Raw genomic sequence first — 18,919 nt, 5'->3', positions numbered from 1 at the left:
TGGTGTCTCGTGTCCACCACGCCCTCGCGCCCTCGCGCCTCGCTGCTCCTGCTGGCCTACCTCGCGTTCGTCAGCCTCGGCCTGCCCGACGGTCTGCTCGGCGTCGGCTGGCCCTCGATCCGGGGCGACTTCGGCGTACCGACCGAGGCGGTCGGGTTGGTGCTCACCGCGGGCACCATCGGCTATCTCACCTCCAGCGTGCTGGCCGGGTTCACGCTGGCCCGGGTCGGTGTGGGTGCGCTGCTCGCCGGCAGCACCCTGCTGGCCAGCCTGGCGCTGACCGGCTATTCCCTGAGCCCTGTGCTGGCCGTGCTGGTGGGCTGTGCGCTGCTGCTCGGGCTCGGCTCCGGCGCGGTCGACTCCGGGCTCAACGCGTACGCCGCCGGGGCCTTCGGCCCGCGCCACATGAACTGGTTGCACGCCTTCTTCGGCCTGGGCGTGGCGATCGGCCCGCTGATCATGACCGCCGCGCTGAGCGCCGGTCTCGCCTGGCGCTGGGGGTACGGCATCGTGGCCGCCGCCCAGCTCGTTCTCGCCGCCGCGTTCGCGCTCACCGTCCGGGCCTGGAAACGCAGCGTCCCGGGCACCACCGAGACGGGCGCCGCCGCCGCGAGTGCGAGTGGCGGCACGTCGCCGACGGTCCGGGTCCCGGTCCGGGCGACGCTGCGGTTGCCGGCGGTCTGGTCGGGGACGCTCGCCTTCGTGCTGTACGTCGCCATCGAGGTGTCCGCCGGACTGTGGGCGTTCCTGCTGCTGACCGAGGGGCGTGGGCTGAGCGCGGCGGTGGCCGGCGGCTGCGTCTCCGCGTACTGGGGCAGCCTCTTCGTCGGCCGGGTGGTGCAGGGTGTGGTGGCCGAGCGGCTGGGATCCGGGCTGGTGCTGCGCGTGAGCCTTGCCGGAATGGCCGTGGGCGCGGTGCTGATCGCCGTCCCCGGGCCGGCCGCGTTGGCGGTGCTCGGCCTGGTCGTGGTCGGTTTCGCCGCCGCACCGGTGTTCCCGCTGCTCACTCTCACCACCGCCGACCGGGTCGGCCCTGCGCACGCGGACCGGGCCATCGGGCTTCAGATCGGCGCCGCCGGCATCGGCGCGGCGCTCGTCCCGGCCGGGCTCGGTGTGCTGATCGGCAACACGTCTGTCGAGGTGCTGGGTTCGGCCCTGGTGGTGCTCGCGCTGGCGTTGATCGTGCTGTACGAGTTGGGTGCCCGCCGACCGACCGGCCGGCCCGCCCCGGAGCTGGCCGAGCAGCCGGTGCCCGCTCAGCTCGCCGGGGAGGCTCAGACGTCGGGCCCGGTCCGGCCGGTGGTGGACGGGCGGTAGGCGCGCTCCGGGTCGGTGGGCTCCTGGCCGCTGCCCTGGGCCTGCCCGTCACGGTCCGCCGCTGCCGGCCCGTGCCCGAACGCGGCCTCCTCGCCTGCGTCGTTGCCGGTCACGTCGTCGGCCTGCCCGTCGAGGCTGGAGCCCGACACGGCGCGCTCCAGCTCTTCCAACGGAAGCCGTTCCTCGTCCCGCCACACCCTGTCGTCGGTCATGCCATCAGCCGTACCCGGGCGCGATGATCGCAAACGGTGCCGTGCGGGCTCAGGTACGGCGATGGCCGCCGGGACTCCGGCGGCCATCGCGTGTCGTTGCTCAGGATCACGGCTGCGGACGGTCCACCGAGCCGCGCCAGGCGCCGGTCTCCTGACCGCGCCGCTCGATGTAGGTCTTGAACCGCTCAAGGTCGCCCTTGGCGCGCCGGTCGACGATGCCGAGCTTGTCGCCGGCCTGCTCGACCACCCCGTGCGGCTCGAACTCGAGCTGCAGGGTCACCCGGGTCTTGTCCTGGTCCAGCCGGTGGAAGGTCACCACACCGGCCTGCTGGGTGCCGCCGGTCGAGCGCCAGGCGACCCGCTCGTCGGGAAGCTGCTCGGTGATCTCGGCGTCGAACTCACGCTTCACCCCGGCGATGTCCACCGTCCAGTGGGTCATCGTGTCGGAGAGCTGCCGGACCTCCTGCACGCCCTCCATGAACTCGGGGAACTCCTCGAACTGCGTCCACTGGTCGTACGCGGTGCGTACGGGCACGGACACGTCAACATGTTCGGTAACACCACTCATCGGGGAACCTCCTTCAGCCGCTGGTGGTCTCCCGGATCGGGGGGTGATCCGGTCACCAGCGAGTTGTCTCGTTCCTGTTGCCGAGCGCGGCCCACACCTCGGAAACCGTCTGGTAGAGGGTGCCGTCGGGCAGCCGCTCCAGCGCCGCCACGATGTCGTCCGGCGCCTGGTTCTCGCGTGCGCTGGCGATGAGCACCAGGCGGTCGCCCGGCAGGGCGCTCATCGAGATGAACCGGCCGAGCCGGCTGCGCTGCTCGACGTCTGTCGAACTCATCCCTTGCGGGGTGCCGGTACGCAGGTCGCCGGCCGGTGCGGTGGTCGTCTCCGGCTGGTCCTCGCCGGCCGGTTCCGGCACTCGCGACTCGTCGACCCGAGAGCCACCGGTCCCCGGCCCCTGTACGAGACCGCTGACCTCCTGACTCATCTGTTCGTCGATCCTCGGTCCGTGCTTGCTGTTGCCACGCTCCATGCCTTCTGCGCTACCCGGCACCCCGCCCGATAAACCGGCACCGGGCCACGCACCGGTCCTCGACGCGGCCCTGGGCCGGACAGCTGATGCCAAACCGGGCTAGGCGTCGGCGGGCTTCCGCGGCGGCAGCACCGGCTCCTCCGGGTTCGGGTCGCCGGCCTGCAACCGTCGTCCGCGCTGCACCTCGGCGTTGATCTGCACGCCCAGCAACAGCGCCGAGTTGGACAGGTAGAGCCAGACCAGGAACGCGATGGCCGCCCCCAGGCTGCCGTAGGTGGTGTCGTACGAGCCGAAGTTGGCCACGTAGAGGCCGAAGCCGAAGGAGGCCAGCGCCCAGGCGACCAGGGCCACCGCGCCGCCCGGGGTGAGCCAGCGGAACCGGGGCTGCCGCACGTTCGGCGCGATCCAGAACAGCAGCGACAGCAGCGCCAACATGATCATGGCGAGCACCGGCCATTTCGCCACGCTCCACATCGTGCGGGCCAGGCCTCCGGCGTTGATCAGGTCCCCGACCGCGTCGGTGACCGGACCACTGACGATCAGGCCGAGGGCGACCAGCGCGAGCAGCACCAGCGTGATCGCGGCCAGGCCGATTTGCAGAGGCCGCAGCTTCCAGACCGGCCGGCCCTCGGTCACCCCGTAGACGGCGTTGGAGGCCCGGGTGAAGGCCCCGATGAAGCCCGACGCGGACCACAGCGCCCCCAACAGGCCGAAGCTCAGCAGCAGCTTGGGGTTGCTCTGCTCGACCACCACGGTCCGAATCACTCCGACCACGCCGCCCTCGGCCACCACCGACCCGGCACCCATCTGCTTCGCCAGGTCGACGACGGTGTCGACGGTCTGCTCGCCCTTGGAGACCAGACCGACCAGGGCCACCACCACGATGGCGGACGGAAAGAGCGCCAGGACCCCGTAGTAGGTCAACGCGGCCGCCCAGTCGGAGCAGTTGTCGGAGATGAAGTTCCGCACGCTGCGGACCACCACCCCACGCCACGTCCGCCAGCTCAGCTGCCGCATCCGGCGGGGCACCCGCGTGCCCTCCGTGCCGCCGAACGTCGTACCGGGCTCCGTGGTCGTCATGCCCGCTCCCTGTGCCCCGGCCACCGGATGACCGGTCGTCCGGTCGGGCCTGGCCCCGCCGTACCCGGATCGCGAAATCGAGAAACTCACCCAGCGCCTGCGGGCACCGCGTACGGTTTGCCGCCCCCTCCGGGGGGAACGGTCATGGGAACCTTTCGACACGGAGGAGGACGAGATGCCCGGGCGCGAGGACATGCCCAGCACGCTGCGGCGCTCCCCGGACAAGGCGCAGCGCACCTGGGAGAAGACGCACGACTCGGCGGTCGAGACCTACGGCGAGGGGGAGCGGTCGCACCGCACCGCTTTCGCCGCCGTGAAGCACGAGTTCGAGAAGGTCGGAGACCACTGGGAGCCGAAGGGCCGCAAGGGCCCGAGCGACCAACAGGCCGCCGGCGGCGGGCCGGAACGGCGGGCACCCACCGCGGGTGGGGTGGACGCCAACGCCACCAAGGACCACCTGATGTCGGTGGCGCGCAAGCTGGACGTGCCCGGTCGGTCCAGCATGACCAAGCCGGACCTGGTCAAGGCGATCGAGAAGGCCAACGACCGGGCCACCCGCAAGGCCCGCGGCGACTGACCAGCGCCGCACCGGAGCACACCGACGCGGTACGGGCGGACGCACCATTGCGTCCGCCCGTGCCGCTCTGATCCACTCCGTTTCGCCGAGGTGGTGGCAACCGTCTCCCCGGACACCGCCCCATCGGCGAACTGGAGCTGATCAAGGTCACCAGTGCCCGCCGCCGGGGGCCTCGATGTGCACCGCCTTCGTGGCGGTGAACTCGTCCAGCAGTTCCGGGCCGTATCCGAAGCCCTGCCCACTGGCCCGACGCGGATGTGCGGCGCCACCCGGCGCGCCCCCGAACACCGCGTTGACCTTGACGGTGCCCACCGGCAACTCCCGCCAGGCCCGCTGGGCGTGGCTCATCGACGCGGTCAGCACCGTGGCGGCCAGCCCGTACGGGGAGTCCGCGGCGCAGCGCAGCGCCTCGTCGAACGAGTCGACCACCACCACCGGGGCGACCGGCCCGAACGTCTCCTCCCGCACCAGCGGCATGTCGTGCCGGCAGTCGGTGACCACGGTGGCCGGGTAGAACGACCCCGGCCCGTCCGGCAGCTCTCCGCCGGCACAGACCCGCGCGCCGTCCGCCACCGCCGCGGTCACCTGCCCGTGCACGTGGTCGCGGTGCCGCCGGTCGACCAGTGGGCCGAGCTCGGTGCCCGGGTCCTGGCCCGGCCCGACCCGCAGCGCGTCGGCGCGACGCACCAGCGCGGCCACGAAGTCGTCGGCCACCTCCCGGTGCACGTAGATCCGTTCCACCGCCACGCAGAGCTGCCCGGCGTTGGCGAACGCGCCGAGCGCGGCCTGACCGGCCGCCCACTCCGGGTCGACGCCCGCGTCCACGATCAACGGGTCACTGCCGCCGTTCTCCAGTAGGGCCTTCGCGCCGGTGCGGGCCGTGGCGGCGGCGATCGCCCGCCCGGTTGCGGTGGAGCCGACGTGCGCGACCACGTCCACGTCCTGGCCGGCCAGCGCCGCACCGACCTCCGGCCCACCGGTGAGCAACGACAGCACCCCGGCCGGCAGCGCCTGGTCCAGCGCCCGGGCCAACAGCCAGCCGGTCGCCGGAGTGCGTTCGCTGGGCTTGAAGAGCACCACGTTGCCGGTGACCAGGGCCGCGCCGAGCAGCCCGCACGAGACCGCCACCGGGTCGTTCCACGGGGTGATCGCGGCCACGACGCCACGTGGTTGCGGGGTCATGAAGTCCAGCGCGCCCGATGCGCCGTGCAGCGTCCGCCCGCCGCGCAGCGGGGCCAGCTCCGCGTACTGTCGCAGGGTGCCGATGCCCGCCTCGACGCCGCCGCGGGCATCCGCCAACGGCTTGCCCATCTCCGCGGTGACCGCCGCCGCCAGCTCCTCGGTGACCGCCGCGACCGCGTCGGCGGCCCGGTGCAGCGCCGCCGCCCGCTCGGCCGGCGCGGTCGCCGCCCACTCCGAGGCCGCCTCGCGCGCCGCCTCCACCGCCTTGCCGACCTCATCGGCCGTGGCCACCGGCACCTGGCTGACCGGCGAACCGTCCGCCGGATCGTGGACGACCAGCTCGCCGCCCGCGCCGCCCGCTCCCCACACCCCGCCCACCAGCTGCGCAACCGTGTACATGCGGCGCTGGATGCCCCGGCGTCGGCGGGACAAACGCGTTTCGCCCGGTTGCACGCCGGGTAGGCGGATCGGATGACTACCACCGGCGCAGAGAACGCGGACGCCGTCGTCGTCGGGGCCGGCCACAACGGCCTGGTGGCGGCCAACCTGCTGGCGGACGCCGGGTGGGACGTGATGGTGCTGGAGGCGACCGCGGTGCCCGGCGGCGCGGTCCGCTCCGCCGAGGTGACCGCGCCGGGCTATCTCAGCGACCTCTACAGCTCGTTCTACCCCCTCGGGTACGCCTCACCGGTGCTGCGCGGCCTCGACCTGGGCCAGCACGGGTTGTCCTGGCGGCATTCGCCGGACGTGCTGGCGCACCTGCTGCCGGACGGGCGGGCCGCGGTGATCAACCGGGACCCGGACGTCACGGCCGGTTCGCTGGAGCAGTTCGCCCCGGGCGACGGTAAGCGCTGGCTCAACGCGTACGACGACTGGCTCGACGTGGCCGAGCCGATGCTGGAGAGCATCACCACGCCGTTCCCGCCGGTACGCGGCGGGCTGGGCCTGTTGCGCCAGCTGCGGGTCGCCGGCGCGCTGCGACTGGCCCGGCGCCTGGTGGTGCCGGTCCGCAAGCTGGGTGACGAACTCTTCGACGGCCCCGGCGGGCCGGCCCTGCTGGCCGGCTGCGCCCTGCACACGGACCTGTCCCCGGAGGAGGCCGGCTCCGGGGTGTACGGGTGGCTGCTGGCCATGCTCGGCCAGCAGGTCGGCTGGCCGGTGCCCGACGGCGGCGCACAGCAGATCACCAACGCGTTGGTGGCCCGGCTACAGGCGCGCGGCGGTCGGATTCTCTACGGCGCCCGGGTCGACCGGGTCCTCACCGCCCGGGGCCGGGCGATGGGGGTACGCACCGTGGGCGGGGCGCTGTGGCGGGCCCGCCGGGCCGTGCTGGCCGACGTGCCGGCGCCAGCGCTCTACCTCGACCTGGTCGGCGCGGCGGCGCTGCCGTCGCGGCTGGTGGAGGACCTGGCGCACTTCCGGTGGGACGGTTCGACGCTGAAGGTGGACTGGGCGCTCTCCGCGCCGGTGCCGTGGACGAACCCGCAGGTGGCCGGCTCCGGCACCGTGCACCTGGGCGCGGACCTCGACGGGCTGACCCGCTACGCCGGTGAGCTGGCCCGCGGCGAGCTGCCGCGCGACCCGTTCCTGCTGCTCGGGCAGATGTCGGTGGCCGACCCGAGCCACTCACCGCCGGGCACCGAGTCGCTCTGGTCGTACACTCACCTGCCGTTCCGACGGGACTGGCGGGCCGAGGACGTCGCCGGGCACGTGCAGCGGATGGAGGACGTGCTGGAGGCGGCGGCCCCGGGTTTCCGGCAACTGATCGTCGGCCGACACGTGGCCGGGCCGGCCGACCTGGAGAAGGGCAACCCGAGCCTGGTCGGTGGCACGCTCGGCGGCGGCACCGCCGCCGCGTACCAGCAGCTGTTCCTGCGCCCGATCCCCGGCCTGGGCCGGGCGGACACCCCGGTGGACCGGCTCTTCCTGGCCAGCGCGTCGGCGCATCCCGGCGGCGGGGTGCACGGCGCACCCGGCGCGAACGCCGCCCGCGCGGCACTGGCCCGCGACCGCGCGCTCACCGGCCGCGCCTACGCCGCCGCGATCGGCGCCGCGCACCGCGCCGTCTACCCGGACTGACCGCCCGCGCCGCCCCGCCCGTCGCGCCTCCGCCACGGGCGGGCGGGATGCGCGGGTCAGCGGGTGATGTTGCGGTGCTTGCTGCGCAGGCGGAACGGCATCAGCGCGCTCTCCACCTTGGTGGCGGTGGTCATCTTCGACTCCCCGTCGCGCCGCTCCTCGAAGCGGATCGGCACCTCCAGGATGGTGTGCCCCAGCTTGGTGGCCAGGTAGTGCATCTCCACCTGGAAGCTGTAGCCGTTGGACTGCACCCGCTCCAGGCCGATGTCCCGCAGCGCGTCGGCCCGCCAGATCTTGAAGCCGGCGGTCAGGTCCCGGATTCGCACCCGCAGCAGGGTGTGCACGTAGAGGTTCGCCCAGCCGCTGAGGGCCCGACGGTACAGCGGCCAGTTCTCGTCCAGCTCGCCGCCGGGCACGTAGCGGGAACCGATCACCACGCTGGCCTGGGTGGAGAGCAGCGCGCCCAGCATCCCCGGCAGCGCCGCCGCCGGGTGCGACAGGTCGGCGTCCATCTGCGCCACGTACTCGGCGCCGCCCTCGATCGCCCGCCCCATCCCGTCCACGTAAGCCCGGCCGAGGCCTTCCTTGCCGGCGCGGTGCACGACCTCGATCCGGTCCGGATGCTCGATGGCCAGTTTGTCGGCCACATCGCCGGTGCCGTCGGGGGAATTGTCGTCCGCGACGAGGATGCGCAGCCCCGGCAGCGGCAGTGCGAGCAGTCGCTCGACCAGCGCGGGTAGGTTGCCCGCCTCGTTGTAGGTGGGCACGACGACGGTCAGGCGTGCGTCCCGCCACGGCGAGGGCAGCTGCACAGGCTCGATCATGTCGGACATCCTCGGTTTGCGGACAGGGGCTCCTAGAAGGGTATCCAGTTGTCACATTCGGGTTGAAGAGGCACCCCTTCCGGGCGTTGCGGAAGGCGATCCACCGCAGCGCCCGGGCATCGATCCGCTGGTCGCGGCGTTGCCGGTCAACGCTTGCGTCGACCGGTGTCGGCGCTGGTCCGCGTCACGCCGAGCCCTTCTGCCGCGTGGCGATGTCGGAGAGCCGGTTCAGCGTCTCCCGGTTACGCAGGTGCAGCACCAAATCGTTGATCTTGTTGCGGACCCAGCGCAGTGGGCCGGCGGCGAAGTCCTCCCCGATGCGGACCCGGGTGGCGCCCTCGCCGACCGGTTGCAGGGTGAAGGTCACGATCGCCTCGCCGGCCGGCCAGAGACCGGCCTTCAGTACGAGCCGGTGCGGCGGCTCACAGACCAGCACCGTCGACGCGTCCTGCAACGAGAACGGCCACGGCCCGGCCCGGTGGTGCAGTTGGCTGCCCACCCGGGGCCAAGCGTCGTCCACGTCGCGCACGTGCGCCGTGCCCACGACCCAGTCGCTGTACGTCCACCCGTCGGCGAGCACGTCGAACACCTGCTGCGGGGGAGCTTCGATCACTTTCTCCACAATCGCCACTGGGCTCCCATACCCGCGCCGCGGCGGAGCTAACGGCCATCGCGTTAGCTTCTCCTTCGCGGCGGGTAAGGCCGACGTGGGGCACCGCTGGCGGCGCTGGCCCACCGCGCCGCCGACGACGTTTACTCCTCGGGGCGCAGGGAACCCGCCGGCTGTGCGACAGGACCAGGAGGATCCGTATCAGCGCAGGTCAGCCGGGGTGTACGCCGCTGCTGACCGCGCCGGTTCCGGGTCCGTCGGGAACCTCCGACCCGTCCTGTACGACGCCGTGTTGCTGGACCGCGACGGCACCCTGATCGAGGACGTGCCGTACAACGGCGACCCGGAGAAGGTGCGGCCGGTGCCGGGAGCGCGGGCGGGGCTGGACCGGCTCCGGGCGGCCGGGCTGCGGCTGGCGGTCGTGACGAACCAGTCCGGCCTGGCCCGGGGCTACTTCACCGGCGAGCAGATGCGGGCGGTGCACGCCCGCGTCGAGGAGTTGCTGGGCCGGTTCGACGCGTGGCTGATCTGCCCACACGACGACGCCGACAGCTGCGACTGCCGCAAGCCGGCGCCCGGCCTGGTGCACGCCGCCGCCCGGGAGCTGGGCACGACCGCGTCCCGGTGTGTGATGGTGGGCGACATCGGCCGGGACGTCGCCGCCGCGCTGGCCGCGGGGGCCGCAGGGGTGCTGGTGCCCACGCCGGTGACCCGGCCGGAGGAGATCGCCGCCGCCGGGTGGGTGGAAACCGATCTGCCGGCGGCGGTGGACGAGATCCTGCGCCGCCAACAGGCCGTACAGCCCGCGACCCCGCCCGGCGACCCGGTGCGGACAGCGCTGGTGGTCCGGTCGGATTCGGCGGGGGACGTGCTGGTCACCGGGCCGGCGATCCGTGCCGTCGCGGCCGGGGCGCAGCGGGTGGTGCTGCTGTGCGGGCCGCGCGGACGTGCCGCCGCCGACCTGTTGCCCGGCGTCGACGAGATCATCGAGCACCCGCTGCCGTGGATCGATCCCACGCCGGCGCCGGTCGACCCCGAGGCGATGCGAAGCCTGACCGCGCGCCTCGGCGCGGTCGGCGCGGATCAGGCGGTGGTGTTCACCTCGTTCCACCAGTCCGCGCTGCCGCTGGCGCTGTTGCTGCGGATGGCGGGGATCGGCCGGATCGCGGCGATCAGCGACGACTATCCGGGCTCACTGCTGGACATCCGGCACCGGGTGCCGGCGGGCGTCCCCGAACCCGAACGTGCCCTCTCCCTCGCCGCCGCCGCCGGCCACCGGCTGCCCGACGACGACGAACCCGTGCTCCGGCTCCGACGCGACGCCGTGGCGCCACGCCCGGCCGACCTCGGCGACCCGGGGTACGTGGTGCTGCATCCCGGCTCGGCCGCGTCGAGCCGGGCCTGCCCGACCGAGTTGGCGACCCGGATCGCCGGGGCGCTGACCGCCGCCGGGCACCGGGTGCTGGTCACCGGTGGCTCCGACGAGCGTGCGGTCACCGCCCGGGTGGCGGCGGCCGGCGGCACCGACCTGGGTGGCCGAACCGACCTGGCCGGGCTGGCCGCGATCGTGGCGGACGCCGGCGCGGTCGTCGTCGGCAACACCGGGCCCGCGCACCTGGCCGCCGCTGCCGGTGTGCCGGTGGTGAGCCTCTTCGCGCCGACCGTTCCGTTCGGCCAGTGGGGGCCATACCGGGTGCCCACCGTCCGACTCGGCGATGCCGCCACGCCCTGCCGGGACACCCGGGCAGCCAGCTGCCCGGTCCCCGGGCACCCCTGCCTCAGCGGCATCGACCCGGACGAGGTGGTCGACGCGCTACGGACGCTCGCCGTCAGTGGTGGTGGTGGCGGCCGATGAACATCCTGCTCTGGCACGTGCACGGCTCCTGGACCACGTCGTTCGTGCACGGCAGCCACCGCTACCTGATCCCGACCACACCCGACCGCGGCCCCTACGGCCTCGGCCGGGCCCGCACCTACCCCTGGCCGGACAGCGCCGTCGAGGTCGCCCCGGAGGACCTGCCGGGCACCGACGTCGACCTGGTCATCCTGCAACGCCCCGACGAGATCGACCGGGCCGAGGCGTGGCTGCGCCGCCGCCCCGGCCGCGACATCCCTGCCATCTACGTCGAACACAACACCCCCAAGGGCGACGTGCCCAACACGCGCCATCCGATGGCCGACCGCGACGACCTGCTCATCGCCCACGTCACCGGGTTCAACCAGATCTTCTGGGACACCGGCGCCAGCCGCACCACGGTGGTCGACCACGGCATCGTCGCCCCCTCCGCGTCCTACACGGGCGAGCTGGACCGGCTCGCCGTGGTGATCAACGAGCCGGTACGACGAGGTCGGGTCACCGGCACCGACCTGCTGCCCCGCTTCGCCGAGATCGCGCCGCTGGACGTGTTCGGCATGGGCGTCGCCGGCCTGGCCGACCACCTCGGGCTGCCCGCCGACCGGCTCACCAGCCACGACGACGTACCCCAGGAGTGGATGCACGCCGAGTTGGCCCGGCGGCGTGCCTACCTGCACCTGTGCCGGTGGACCTCGCTCGGGCTCAGCCTCATCGAGGCGATGGCGATCGGCATGCCCGTCGTCGCGCTCGCCACCACCGAGGCGGTGACGGCGGTGCCCCCGGAGGCGGGCGCCCTCGCCACCCGGACGGACATCCTGCTCGACGCCGCCCGCCGGTTCATCGCCGAACCGGCGACCGCGCGCCAGGCCGGCGCGGCGGCGCGAACGGCCGCGCGCGACAAGTACGGCCTCGACCGTTTCCTCGCTGACTGGGACCGGCTGCTGGAGGAGGAAGTATGCGGATCGCGATGATCTCGGAGCACGCCAGCCCGCTCGCCGTCCTCGGAGGGGAGGACGCCGGCGGCCAGAACACGCACGTCGCGGAGCTGTCCGCCGCGCTCGCCGCCGCCGGGCACGACGTGCGCGTCTACACCCGCCGGGACGCGCTCGACCTGCCGGTGACCGTTCGCAGCCCGGATGGGTACGACGTGGTGCACGTGCCGGCCGGACCGGCCGAGCCCGTGGCCAAGGACGCGCTGCTGCCACACATGCGGGAGTTCAGTCGCTGGCTGATCGAGCGCTGGCGGGGCGGGGACTGGGTGCCCGAGGTGATCCACGCGCACTTCTGGATGAGTGGCCTGGCGGCGCTGACGGCCGGCCGGCAGGCCGGGGTGCCGGTGGTGCAGACGTACCACGCGCTCGGCACCGTGAAGCGCCGCTACCAGGGCGTGCAGGACACCAGCCCGGCCCGGCGGGTGTCCTATGAGCGGGAGTTGGGCCGCTCGGTGGACCGGATCATCGCGCAGTGCCGCGACGAGGTGGGCGAACTGGTCCGGATGGGTGTGCCCCGGTCCCGGATGACCGTCGTGCCCTCCGGGGTCAACCTCGCCACGTTCGCCCCGCTCGGCCCGGCCGCCGACCGCGAGCCGGGTCGGGCCCGGATCCTGACCGTGGGCCGGCTGGTCGAACGCAAGGGCTTCCAGACCGTGATCCGCGCGATGGCGCTGGTCCCGGACGCCGAGTGCGTGGTCGTCGGCGGTCCGCCCGAAGGGCTGCTGGAGACCGACCCGTACGCCCGGCGGCTGCGGGCCCTCGCTGAGTCGTGCGGGGTGGCGGACCGGGTGCACCTGGTCGGCGCGGTACCGCGGGAGGAGATGGGCCGCTGGTACCGCTCGGCGGACCTCCTGGTCGCGGCACCCTGGTACGAGCCGTTCGGGTTGACTCCGCTGGAGGCGATGGCCTGCGGGGTGCCGGTCGTCGGCACCGCCGTCGGTGGCATCCGGGACACCGTGGTCGACGGGACGACCGGTGACCTCGTGCCGGCGCGGGATCCGCATGCTCTGGCCACCGCGATCCAGGGGCTGCTCGACGACCGGATCCGGCGTTTCGCGTACGCCGCGGCGGCGCGCGAGCGGGCCCGGGCACGGTACTCGTGGGCGGCCACCGCCGAGCGGCTGGTCGAGGTCTACAGCGAGGTGGCCGCGGTGCGCCGGCCGACCCGGGTGGTGGCCTGATGCCGGCGGGCAGTCTGCTCGACACCCACCTGACGAATCTCTCCGCGGCGCTGGTGCCGTACCGGCGCTGTGAGTCGCAGCTGGCGCGCTGGGGCGCGGACCTGGCCCACCGGCTGGCCGCCGGGGGTCGCCTGCTGGTCGCCGGCAACGGCGGCAGCGCCGCCGAGGCCCAGCACCTCACCGCCGAGCTGGTCGGCAAGCTCCACCACGACCGTCAGCCGTTGTCCGCGATCGCCCTGCACGCCGAGACGAGCGCGCTCACCGCCATCGCCAACGACTACGGCTACACCGACGTCTACGCCCGCCAGGTGCGCGCCCACGGCCGCCCCGGCGACGTCCTGCTGCTGCTCAGCACCAGCGGCACCAGCCCCAACCTGGTCACGGCCGCGCAGGCTGCGCGCGACGCCGGCCTCACCACCTGGGCGCTCACCGGGGCCGCCCCCAACGCCCTCGCCGACGCCTGCGACGACGTGCTGGCCGTCGCGTCCCCCGACACCCAGGTCGTTCAGGAGCTGCACCTCGTGACCAGTCACCTGCTCTGCGAGTACCTCGAACAGGAACTGCCCGCCGCGCTGGCCGCAGCCGCCCAACCAGCGGCCGCCCACCCCGTGCCGGCGGAGCCCGCGCCAGCCGGTCGGCTCCCGTCCGGGCCGGTGCGCACCGGGGTCGAGGTGGTGCTCGACGGTGGGCCGGGACAGCAGGTCGACGCGTGAGGATGAGGAGGCAAGCGTGAGGGGACCTGTGGTGGTGCTCGGGGACACCCTGCTTGACCGGGACGTGGAAGGGGTGGTGAACCGGCTCTGCCCGGACTCCCCGGTGCCGGTGCTCGACGAGACCGCGGCCATCGACCGACCCGGTGGCGCCGGCCTGGCGGCGGTGTTCGCCGCCGCGCAGGGCGCCGAGGTGGTGCTGGTGACCGCGCTCGCCGACGACGCTGGCGGGGCCCGACTGAGCGCGCTGCTCGCCGCCGCCGGTGTGCAGGTGTACCCACTGGCCCTGTCCGGTGCGACGCCGGAGAAGATCCGGCTGCGGGCCCGGGGCCGGGTGCTGCTGCGCCACGACCGTGGCGGCGCGTCCGGCGAGCCGGGTCAGCCTTCCGACGAGGTGCTCCGCGTGATCGGCGCGGCGTCCGCGGTGCTGGTCAGCGACTACGGCCGGGGCGTGGCCCGGCAGCCCGCGCTGCGCGACGCGCTGGCCGCCACCCGCGCGCCGGTGGTGTGGGACCCGCACCCGCGCGGGCCGGCGGCGGTGCCCGGCGTCCACCTGGCCACCCCGAACGAGTCGGAGGTCCGCGACCTGGTTCCCGCACTGCCCGGCGCCTCCCGGCTGGCCACGGCGTCCCGTGGTGCCCAGGGGCTTCGGCGGCGTTGGCGGGCCGGTGCGGTCGCGGTGACGCTGGGCGGTGACGGCGCGCTGCTCTGCCATGCCGGATCGACGCCGCTGGTGGTGCCGACCCCGGGCAGCGCCGAGGGGGACACGTGCGGGGCCGGCGACCGGTTCGCGGCTGCCGCCAGCCTCGCGTTGGCCCAGGGTGCTCTGGTCTCCGAGGCCGTGCAGGCGGCGGTCGCGGAGGCGTCCGCGTACGTGGCCGGTGGGGGAGTGGCGGCGGCCCTGCCTCCGCCGGTGCCTCCCATGAACGCTGGTGTGGTCGGCCGGGGTGGTGACCGGGTGGGAGTCGTTGCGGTTGCCACGCTCCTGGGCGAGGTACGCGCCGCGGGCGGCACGGTGGTGGCGACCGGGGGGTGCTTCGACCTGCTGCACGCGGGGCACGTGGCCACCCTGCAGGCCGCCCGGCAGTTGGGCGACTGCCTGATCGTCTGTCTGAACTCCGACGCCAGTGTCGCCGGGTTGAAGGGGCCGGATCGACCGGTGATGTCCGAGGGTGACCGCAGTCGGTTGCTGGCCGCCTTGAGCTGCGTCGACGCGGTCCTCATCTTCGACGAGCCGACCCCGGACGCCGCGCTGTCCTGGGTACGACCGGACATCTGGGTCAAGGGCGGCGACTACGCCACCGGCGGTGGGGACGCCGCCGCCACACTGCCGGAGGCGGAGGTCCTGCGCCGGTGGGGCGGGAACACGGTGGTGGTGCCCTACCTGGACGGTCGTTCCACCACCGACATGATCGTCCGCTCCATCGGGGAGCGGACCCGATGACCGCCACGCCCGGCGCCGGGCCAACCGTCCTGGTCACCGGCGGCGCCAGCGGGCTCGGCGCCGCGGTGGTCGCCGCGGTGGCCGCCTCCGGTGGACGACCGCTCGTGCTGGACCGGCAGCCGCCGGTCGACGGGGTGTCCTGGACCGAGTGCGACCTGGCCGACACCCGGGCCGCCGAGGTCGCCACCCAGCACATCGCCGAGCAGGCCGGTGGTCTGGACGCGGTGGTCACCGCCGCCGGGACGGACGTGCCGGGCCGACTCGCCGACCTGCCGGGGGAGACCTGGGACCGGATCGTCGCCGTCGATCTGCTCGCCACCGCAGCGGTGATCCGGGCCGCGCTGCCGTTCCTGCTGACCTCCCGGGGCCGCATCGTCACCGTCGCCTCCACCCTGGGCGTCAAGGCGGTCAGCGACGCCACCGCGTACTGCGCGGCGAAGTTCGGCGTGGTCGGCTTCACCCGCGCCCTCGCCGCCGAGCTGGCCGGTCAGGTCGGCGTCACCCTGCTCATCCCGGGCGGGATGCGCACCTCGTTCTTCGACGAACGCGACCCGCAGTACAAGCCGGGGGCGGACGCGATCCTCAACGATCCCGCCGACACCGCCGCCGCGATCATGTTCGCGCTCAACCAGCCGCCCGGCTGTGCGGTTCGCGAGCTGGTGGTCTGCGCCGAGCAGGAGACCTCGTACCCGTGATCCTCGTCCTGCGCGCCCTCGGCGTCGGTGATCTGGTCACCGCGGTGCCCGCGCTGCGGGCGCTGCGGGCCGCGTACCCCGGTCGGGAGCTGGCGCTCGCCGCGCCCGCCTGGCTGGCCCCGCTGGTCGACCTGGTTGGCGGCGTCGACCGGCTGGTGGACACCGCCGGGCTGGAGGGGCCCATCGGGGTGGGGTCGGCCCCGCAGGTCGCGGTCAACCTGCACGGGCGCGGCCCGCAGTCGCACCGGTTGCTCGCGGCCACCCGGCCCGGCCGCCTGCTCGCCTTCGCCGCACCGGACGCCGGCCACACCGACGGCCCGCGGTGGGCTACCGACGAGCACGAGGTGGACCGGTGGTGCCGTCTCCTGTCCTGGTACGACATTGCGGCCGACCGGACCGATCTCGCCCTGCGCCGGCCCGCGCCGGCCGGGCTGCCCAGCGGGGCCACCGTGCTGCACCCCGGCAGCAAGATCGCCGCCAAGCGGTGGCCCGCCGAGCGGTTCGCGGCGCTGGCCCGGGCGCTCACCGAACAGGGGCATCGGGTGCTGCTCACCGGCTCGGTCGACGAACGGGCGCTGGCGGCCCGGGTGGCCGACGCGGCCGGCCTGGCATCCGACTCCGTGCTGGCTGGCCGGACCGACCTCGGCGCGCTCGCCGCGCTGGTGGCCAACGCCCGGCTGGTGGTCAGCGCAGACACCGGCGTGGCCCACCTGGCCACCGGGTACGGCACCGCGTCGGTCGTCCTCTTCGGGCCGGTGCCGCCGGCCCACTGGGGTCCGCCACCGGATCGGCCCCAGCACCGGGTGCTCTGGGCCGGCGAGGGGGACTGGCCCAGGTGGGACGGGGTAGGAAGCCACCCGACGATGGCGGCTCTGCGCGTCGACGAGGTGCTGGCCGCCGTGGCCGAGGTGGAAAGGGTGATGCGGGTCTCCGGTGCGGTTGCGGCGTAGCGACCCGGGCCGGCCGGGGTACGGACGGCGCCGACGCGGACGGGGCTGGCTGTTCCTCGATCCGACCGGCGGTGCGGTCCGTGATCCTGATGTCCTGGCCCGGCTGCGGGAGCTGGTCATCCCTCCGGCCTGGCAGAACGTCTGGATCTCACCGCACCCGAACGGGCACATCCAGGCGACCGGGATCGACGCGGCCGGGCGCAAGCAGTACGTCTACCACCCGCTGTGGCGGGAGAAGCAGGACGAGGCGAAGTTCGACCACATGTTGGAGGTGGCCCGACGGCTGCCGGCGCTGCGGGAGCGGGTGGGGAGCGACCTGGACGGCCGAGGGCTGGGCCGGGACCGGGTGCTGGCCACGGTGGCCCGACTGTTGGACATGGGGATGTTCCGGGTCGGCAGTGACCAGTACGCCGCCGGGGACGACCCGACGTACGGGGTGTCCACCCTGCGCCCCGAGCACGCCCGGTCACGAGGCGGCTGCGTGGTCTTCGTGTTTCCGGCGAAGGGCGGTATCGAGCAGGTCCGCCGAATCGAGGACCCGGAGCTGTGCCAGGTGCTGGTCAATCTGCGCCGTCGTCGGCGGCAGGCGGACCGGTTGTTCGGCTACTGGGACGGCCGGGAGTGGCGCGACGTGCGCAGCGACGAGGTCAACGGTTACCTGCGCGACGCCAGTGGCGGGGAGATGACCGCCAAGGACTTCCGCACCTGGCACGCCACCGTGCTCGCCGCCACCGAGCTGGCCACCGCCGGCCCGGCCCGATCGGTGACCGCCCGTCGCAAGGCGGTGGTCGCCGTGATGCGCGAGGTGGCCGAACTGCTGGGCAACACTCCGACGGTGGCACGTGCGTCCTACGTGGATCCGCGGGTCGTCGACCTCTACCACGACGGGGTGGTGGCCTCGTTGGACCCGGGGGCACCACGCGAGGAGGCCGAGCGGATCGTGCTGGAGCTGCTGGAGAAGGCCTGACCGGCCCCGCCGACGATCCTGGGGGGGAGAGCGACGGGACCGGGGCCTCAGGTGTGACCAGGGTGCACCGGGCGGCCGCCCGCCGCGCCTGGCGGCGGGCGCTCGCCACGGCCCCCGTTGGCGGCCTCCCGCAGACCCGGCGGTGCGGGCGGCGGTCGGCCACGTTGGCTGTCAGTCTGCCCGCACCGAGTTGACCGTGAACGCCGCGCGGTTGACGATCCGCGCCGGATCCGAGTTGCTCTCCCGATACGCCTGCGGGCTGATCCCGTAGGCCGTCCGGAACACCCGGCTGAAGTGGGCCTTGTCGGGAAACCCCCAGCGGGCGGCAATGGCCTGCGCGGGTTGGTTGCGGAGGGCCGGGTCGGTCAGGTCGCGCCGGCACCGGGCCAGCCGCATGTCGCGGATGTACGACGCCACGGTCGAGTCCTCGGCTTCGAACAACCGGTGCAGCGACCGCACCGAGATGTGGTGGGCATCGGCGATGGACTGTGGGCTGAGCGTCGCGTTGCCCAGGTGCCGGTGGACGTACGCCTGGACCTGGGTGAGCAGCGCCCGGCGGCGGACCTCGGTGGGCACCGCGTCCTCGGCGACGAGGTGCCGTCCGAGCAGGGTGGTGGCGAGGTCCAGCCCCACCGCGCCGAGGCGACTGGTGTCGGCGGCGTGGTACTGCTCGGGGTGCCCGGTGACCTGCAGCAGGAACTGCGCCAGCAGCGCGCCGATCCCCTCGCTGCCGGACATGCGGCCACCGTAGAGCGCGGCCATCCGCTGCGGCGGCAGCGGCAGTGCGGCATGCGGAATCATGGTGATGATCGAGGTGGCCCGGCCCCGCTCCGGCTCGGTCGCGTGGTGGCACACGTCGTGCGGCCGCGACGCGTCGTAGAAGGTGAATTCTCCGGCCAGGATCTCGCTGCGGCGACCGTCCTGGCTGGACGTGCCGACGCCGCCGGTGGTCAGAGCGAGTATGTACAGCTCCGGGTCTGACTGGCGGACAAGCTTCTGGGTCCGGGTGGCGTCCAGCGACGGGTACTGGTATTCCACCAGCTGGATGGGGCCGAGCTCGATGAAGTTGGCCCGGGCGGCGAAGTCGTGGGCGTGCGCGGACTGGATGCGCAGCGGCGCCGAGGTGCGCGCGACGAGGTCCAGCCACATCCCGAACCGGTCGCCCGGTGGCAGGATGGTGGTGTCGATGGTGTCTCTCGGCAGCATC

The 18,919-nt window shown here is 73.9% G+C and carries 19 protein-coding genes; 11 read left to right on the top strand and 8 right to left on the bottom strand.

Going from position 1 to position 18,919, the window contains the following annotated elements:
- Positions 1-9: 9 nt before the first annotated feature.
- The gene (locus ABZS37_RS06050) at positions 10-1,317 is read left to right on the top strand and encodes an MFS transporter (protein WP_355166000.1); all 1,308 of its coding nucleotides are present in this window, start codon (positions 10-12) and stop codon (positions 1,315-1,317) included.
- On the opposite strand, the gene ABZS37_RS06045 is transcribed toward ABZS37_RS06050, so the two are convergent.
- The 4 genes from ABZS37_RS06045 to ABZS37_RS06030 form a co-directional block, all read right to left on the bottom strand.
- A complete protein-coding gene (locus ABZS37_RS06045; RefSeq protein WP_355165998.1) occupies positions 1,275-1,529 on the bottom strand; it encodes a hypothetical protein in 255 nt (84 codons plus the stop codon). The two genes, ABZS37_RS06050 and ABZS37_RS06045, sit on opposite strands and share 43 nt — an antisense overlap.
- Positions 1,530-1,635: 106 nt before the next feature.
- Complete coding sequence (locus ABZS37_RS06040; RefSeq protein WP_354993816.1) at positions 1,636-2,097, bottom strand: SRPBCC family protein; 462 nt, start codon at positions 2,095-2,097, stop codon at positions 1,636-1,638.
- A gap of 52 nt (positions 2,098-2,149) precedes the next feature.
- Positions 2,150-2,566 (bottom strand): DUF2795 domain-containing protein, encoded by a 417-nt coding sequence (locus ABZS37_RS06035; protein ID WP_355165996.1) that lies wholly within the window; start codon positions 2,564-2,566, stop codon positions 2,150-2,152.
- 99 nt (positions 2,567-2,665) lie between these two features.
- Positions 2,666-3,646: a YihY/virulence factor BrkB family protein gene (locus ABZS37_RS06030; RefSeq protein ID WP_355165994.1), complete on the bottom strand. Its 981-nt coding sequence runs from the start codon at positions 3,644-3,646 to the stop codon at positions 2,666-2,668.
- A 175-nt stretch (positions 3,647-3,821) separates the two neighbouring features.
- Here ABZS37_RS06030 and ABZS37_RS06025 point away from each other — a divergent pair, with 175 nt between their 5' ends.
- A complete protein-coding gene (locus ABZS37_RS06025) occupies positions 3,822-4,223 on the top strand; it encodes a ChaB family protein (protein ID WP_355165992.1) in 402 nt (133 codons plus the stop codon).
- A gap of 147 nt (positions 4,224-4,370) precedes the next feature.
- On the opposite strand, the gene ABZS37_RS06020 is transcribed toward ABZS37_RS06025, so the two are convergent.
- Positions 4,371-5,804, bottom strand: coding sequence for an aldehyde dehydrogenase family protein (locus tag ABZS37_RS06020; RefSeq protein WP_355165990.1), 1,434 nt, complete (start codon positions 5,802-5,804; stop codon positions 4,371-4,373).
- Between the two features lie 72 nt (positions 5,805-5,876).
- Between ABZS37_RS06020 and ABZS37_RS06015 the strand changes: the two genes are divergently transcribed.
- Entirely contained in the window at positions 5,877-7,484 is a 1,608-nt protein-coding gene (locus ABZS37_RS06015) for an NAD(P)/FAD-dependent oxidoreductase (protein WP_355165988.1), read from the top strand.
- 56 nt (positions 7,485-7,540) lie between these two features.
- On the opposite strand, the gene ABZS37_RS06010 is transcribed toward ABZS37_RS06015, so the two are convergent.
- Positions 7,541-8,308 (bottom strand): polyprenol monophosphomannose synthase, encoded by a 768-nt coding sequence (locus ABZS37_RS06010; RefSeq protein ID WP_355165986.1) that lies wholly within the window; start codon positions 8,306-8,308, stop codon positions 7,541-7,543.
- 184 nt (positions 8,309-8,492) lie between these two features.
- Entirely contained in the window at positions 8,493-8,921 is a 429-nt protein-coding gene (locus ABZS37_RS06005) for an SRPBCC family protein (protein WP_355165984.1), read from the bottom strand.
- Between the two features lie 217 nt (positions 8,922-9,138).
- Here ABZS37_RS06005 and ABZS37_RS06000 point away from each other — a divergent pair, with 217 nt between their 5' ends.
- From ABZS37_RS06000 to ABZS37_RS05965, 8 genes are read left to right on the top strand one after another with little or no spacing between them, the layout of a single operon-like run.
- Positions 9,139-10,773, top strand: a complete 1,635-nt coding sequence (locus ABZS37_RS06000; RefSeq protein WP_355166506.1) for an HAD-IIIA family hydrolase — start codon at positions 9,139-9,141, stop codon at positions 10,771-10,773.
- Positions 10,770-11,744, top strand: a complete 975-nt coding sequence (locus ABZS37_RS05995) for a glycosyltransferase (protein WP_355165982.1) — start codon at positions 10,770-10,772, stop codon at positions 11,742-11,744. The genes ABZS37_RS06000 and ABZS37_RS05995 overlap by 4 nt, the downstream gene beginning before the upstream one ends.
- Positions 11,729-12,946 carry a glycosyltransferase gene (locus tag ABZS37_RS05990; protein ID WP_355165980.1) on the top strand — a complete coding sequence of 406 codons (1,218 nt, stop codon included), beginning with the start codon at positions 11,729-11,731 and terminating at the stop codon, positions 12,944-12,946. Before ABZS37_RS05995 ends, ABZS37_RS05990 begins: the two co-directional genes overlap by 16 nt.
- Entirely contained in the window at positions 12,943-13,659 is a 717-nt protein-coding gene (locus ABZS37_RS05985) for an SIS domain-containing protein (RefSeq protein WP_355166504.1), read from the top strand. The genes ABZS37_RS05990 and ABZS37_RS05985 overlap by 4 nt, the downstream gene beginning before the upstream one ends.
- A 16-nt stretch (positions 13,660-13,675) precedes the next feature.
- Positions 13,676-15,100, top strand: a complete 1,425-nt coding sequence (locus ABZS37_RS05980; protein ID WP_355165978.1) for a PfkB family carbohydrate kinase — start codon at positions 13,676-13,678, stop codon at positions 15,098-15,100.
- Positions 15,097-15,795, top strand: coding sequence for an SDR family oxidoreductase (locus ABZS37_RS05975; protein ID WP_355165976.1), 699 nt, complete (start codon positions 15,097-15,099; stop codon positions 15,793-15,795). The genes ABZS37_RS05980 and ABZS37_RS05975 overlap by 4 nt, the downstream gene beginning before the upstream one ends.
- Positions 15,792-16,745: a glycosyltransferase family 9 protein gene (locus tag ABZS37_RS05970; protein ID WP_355165974.1), complete on the top strand. Its 954-nt coding sequence runs from the start codon at positions 15,792-15,794 to the stop codon at positions 16,743-16,745. Before ABZS37_RS05975 ends, ABZS37_RS05970 begins: the two co-directional genes overlap by 4 nt.
- A complete protein-coding gene (locus ABZS37_RS05965) occupies positions 16,729-17,712 on the top strand; it encodes a DNA topoisomerase IB (RefSeq protein WP_355165972.1) in 984 nt (327 codons plus the stop codon). Before ABZS37_RS05970 ends, ABZS37_RS05965 begins: the two co-directional genes overlap by 17 nt.
- Positions 17,713-17,883: 171 nt before the next feature.
- Here ABZS37_RS05965 and ABZS37_RS05960 read toward each other — a convergent pair whose 3' ends face one another.
- Positions 17,884-18,918 (bottom strand): helix-turn-helix domain-containing protein, encoded by a 1,035-nt coding sequence (locus tag ABZS37_RS05960; RefSeq protein WP_355165970.1) that lies wholly within the window; start codon positions 18,916-18,918, stop codon positions 17,884-17,886.
- Position 18,919: the final 1 nt, after the last annotated feature.

This window comes from Micromonospora sp. NPDC005413 (assembly GCF_040606435.1).
In the GTDB taxonomy this organism is placed as follows: Bacteria; Actinomycetota; Actinomycetes; order Mycobacteriales; family Micromonosporaceae; genus Micromonospora.
Note: the sequence above shows the minus strand (reverse complement) of the source record. Positions and strands in the feature narration are given on the sequence as shown.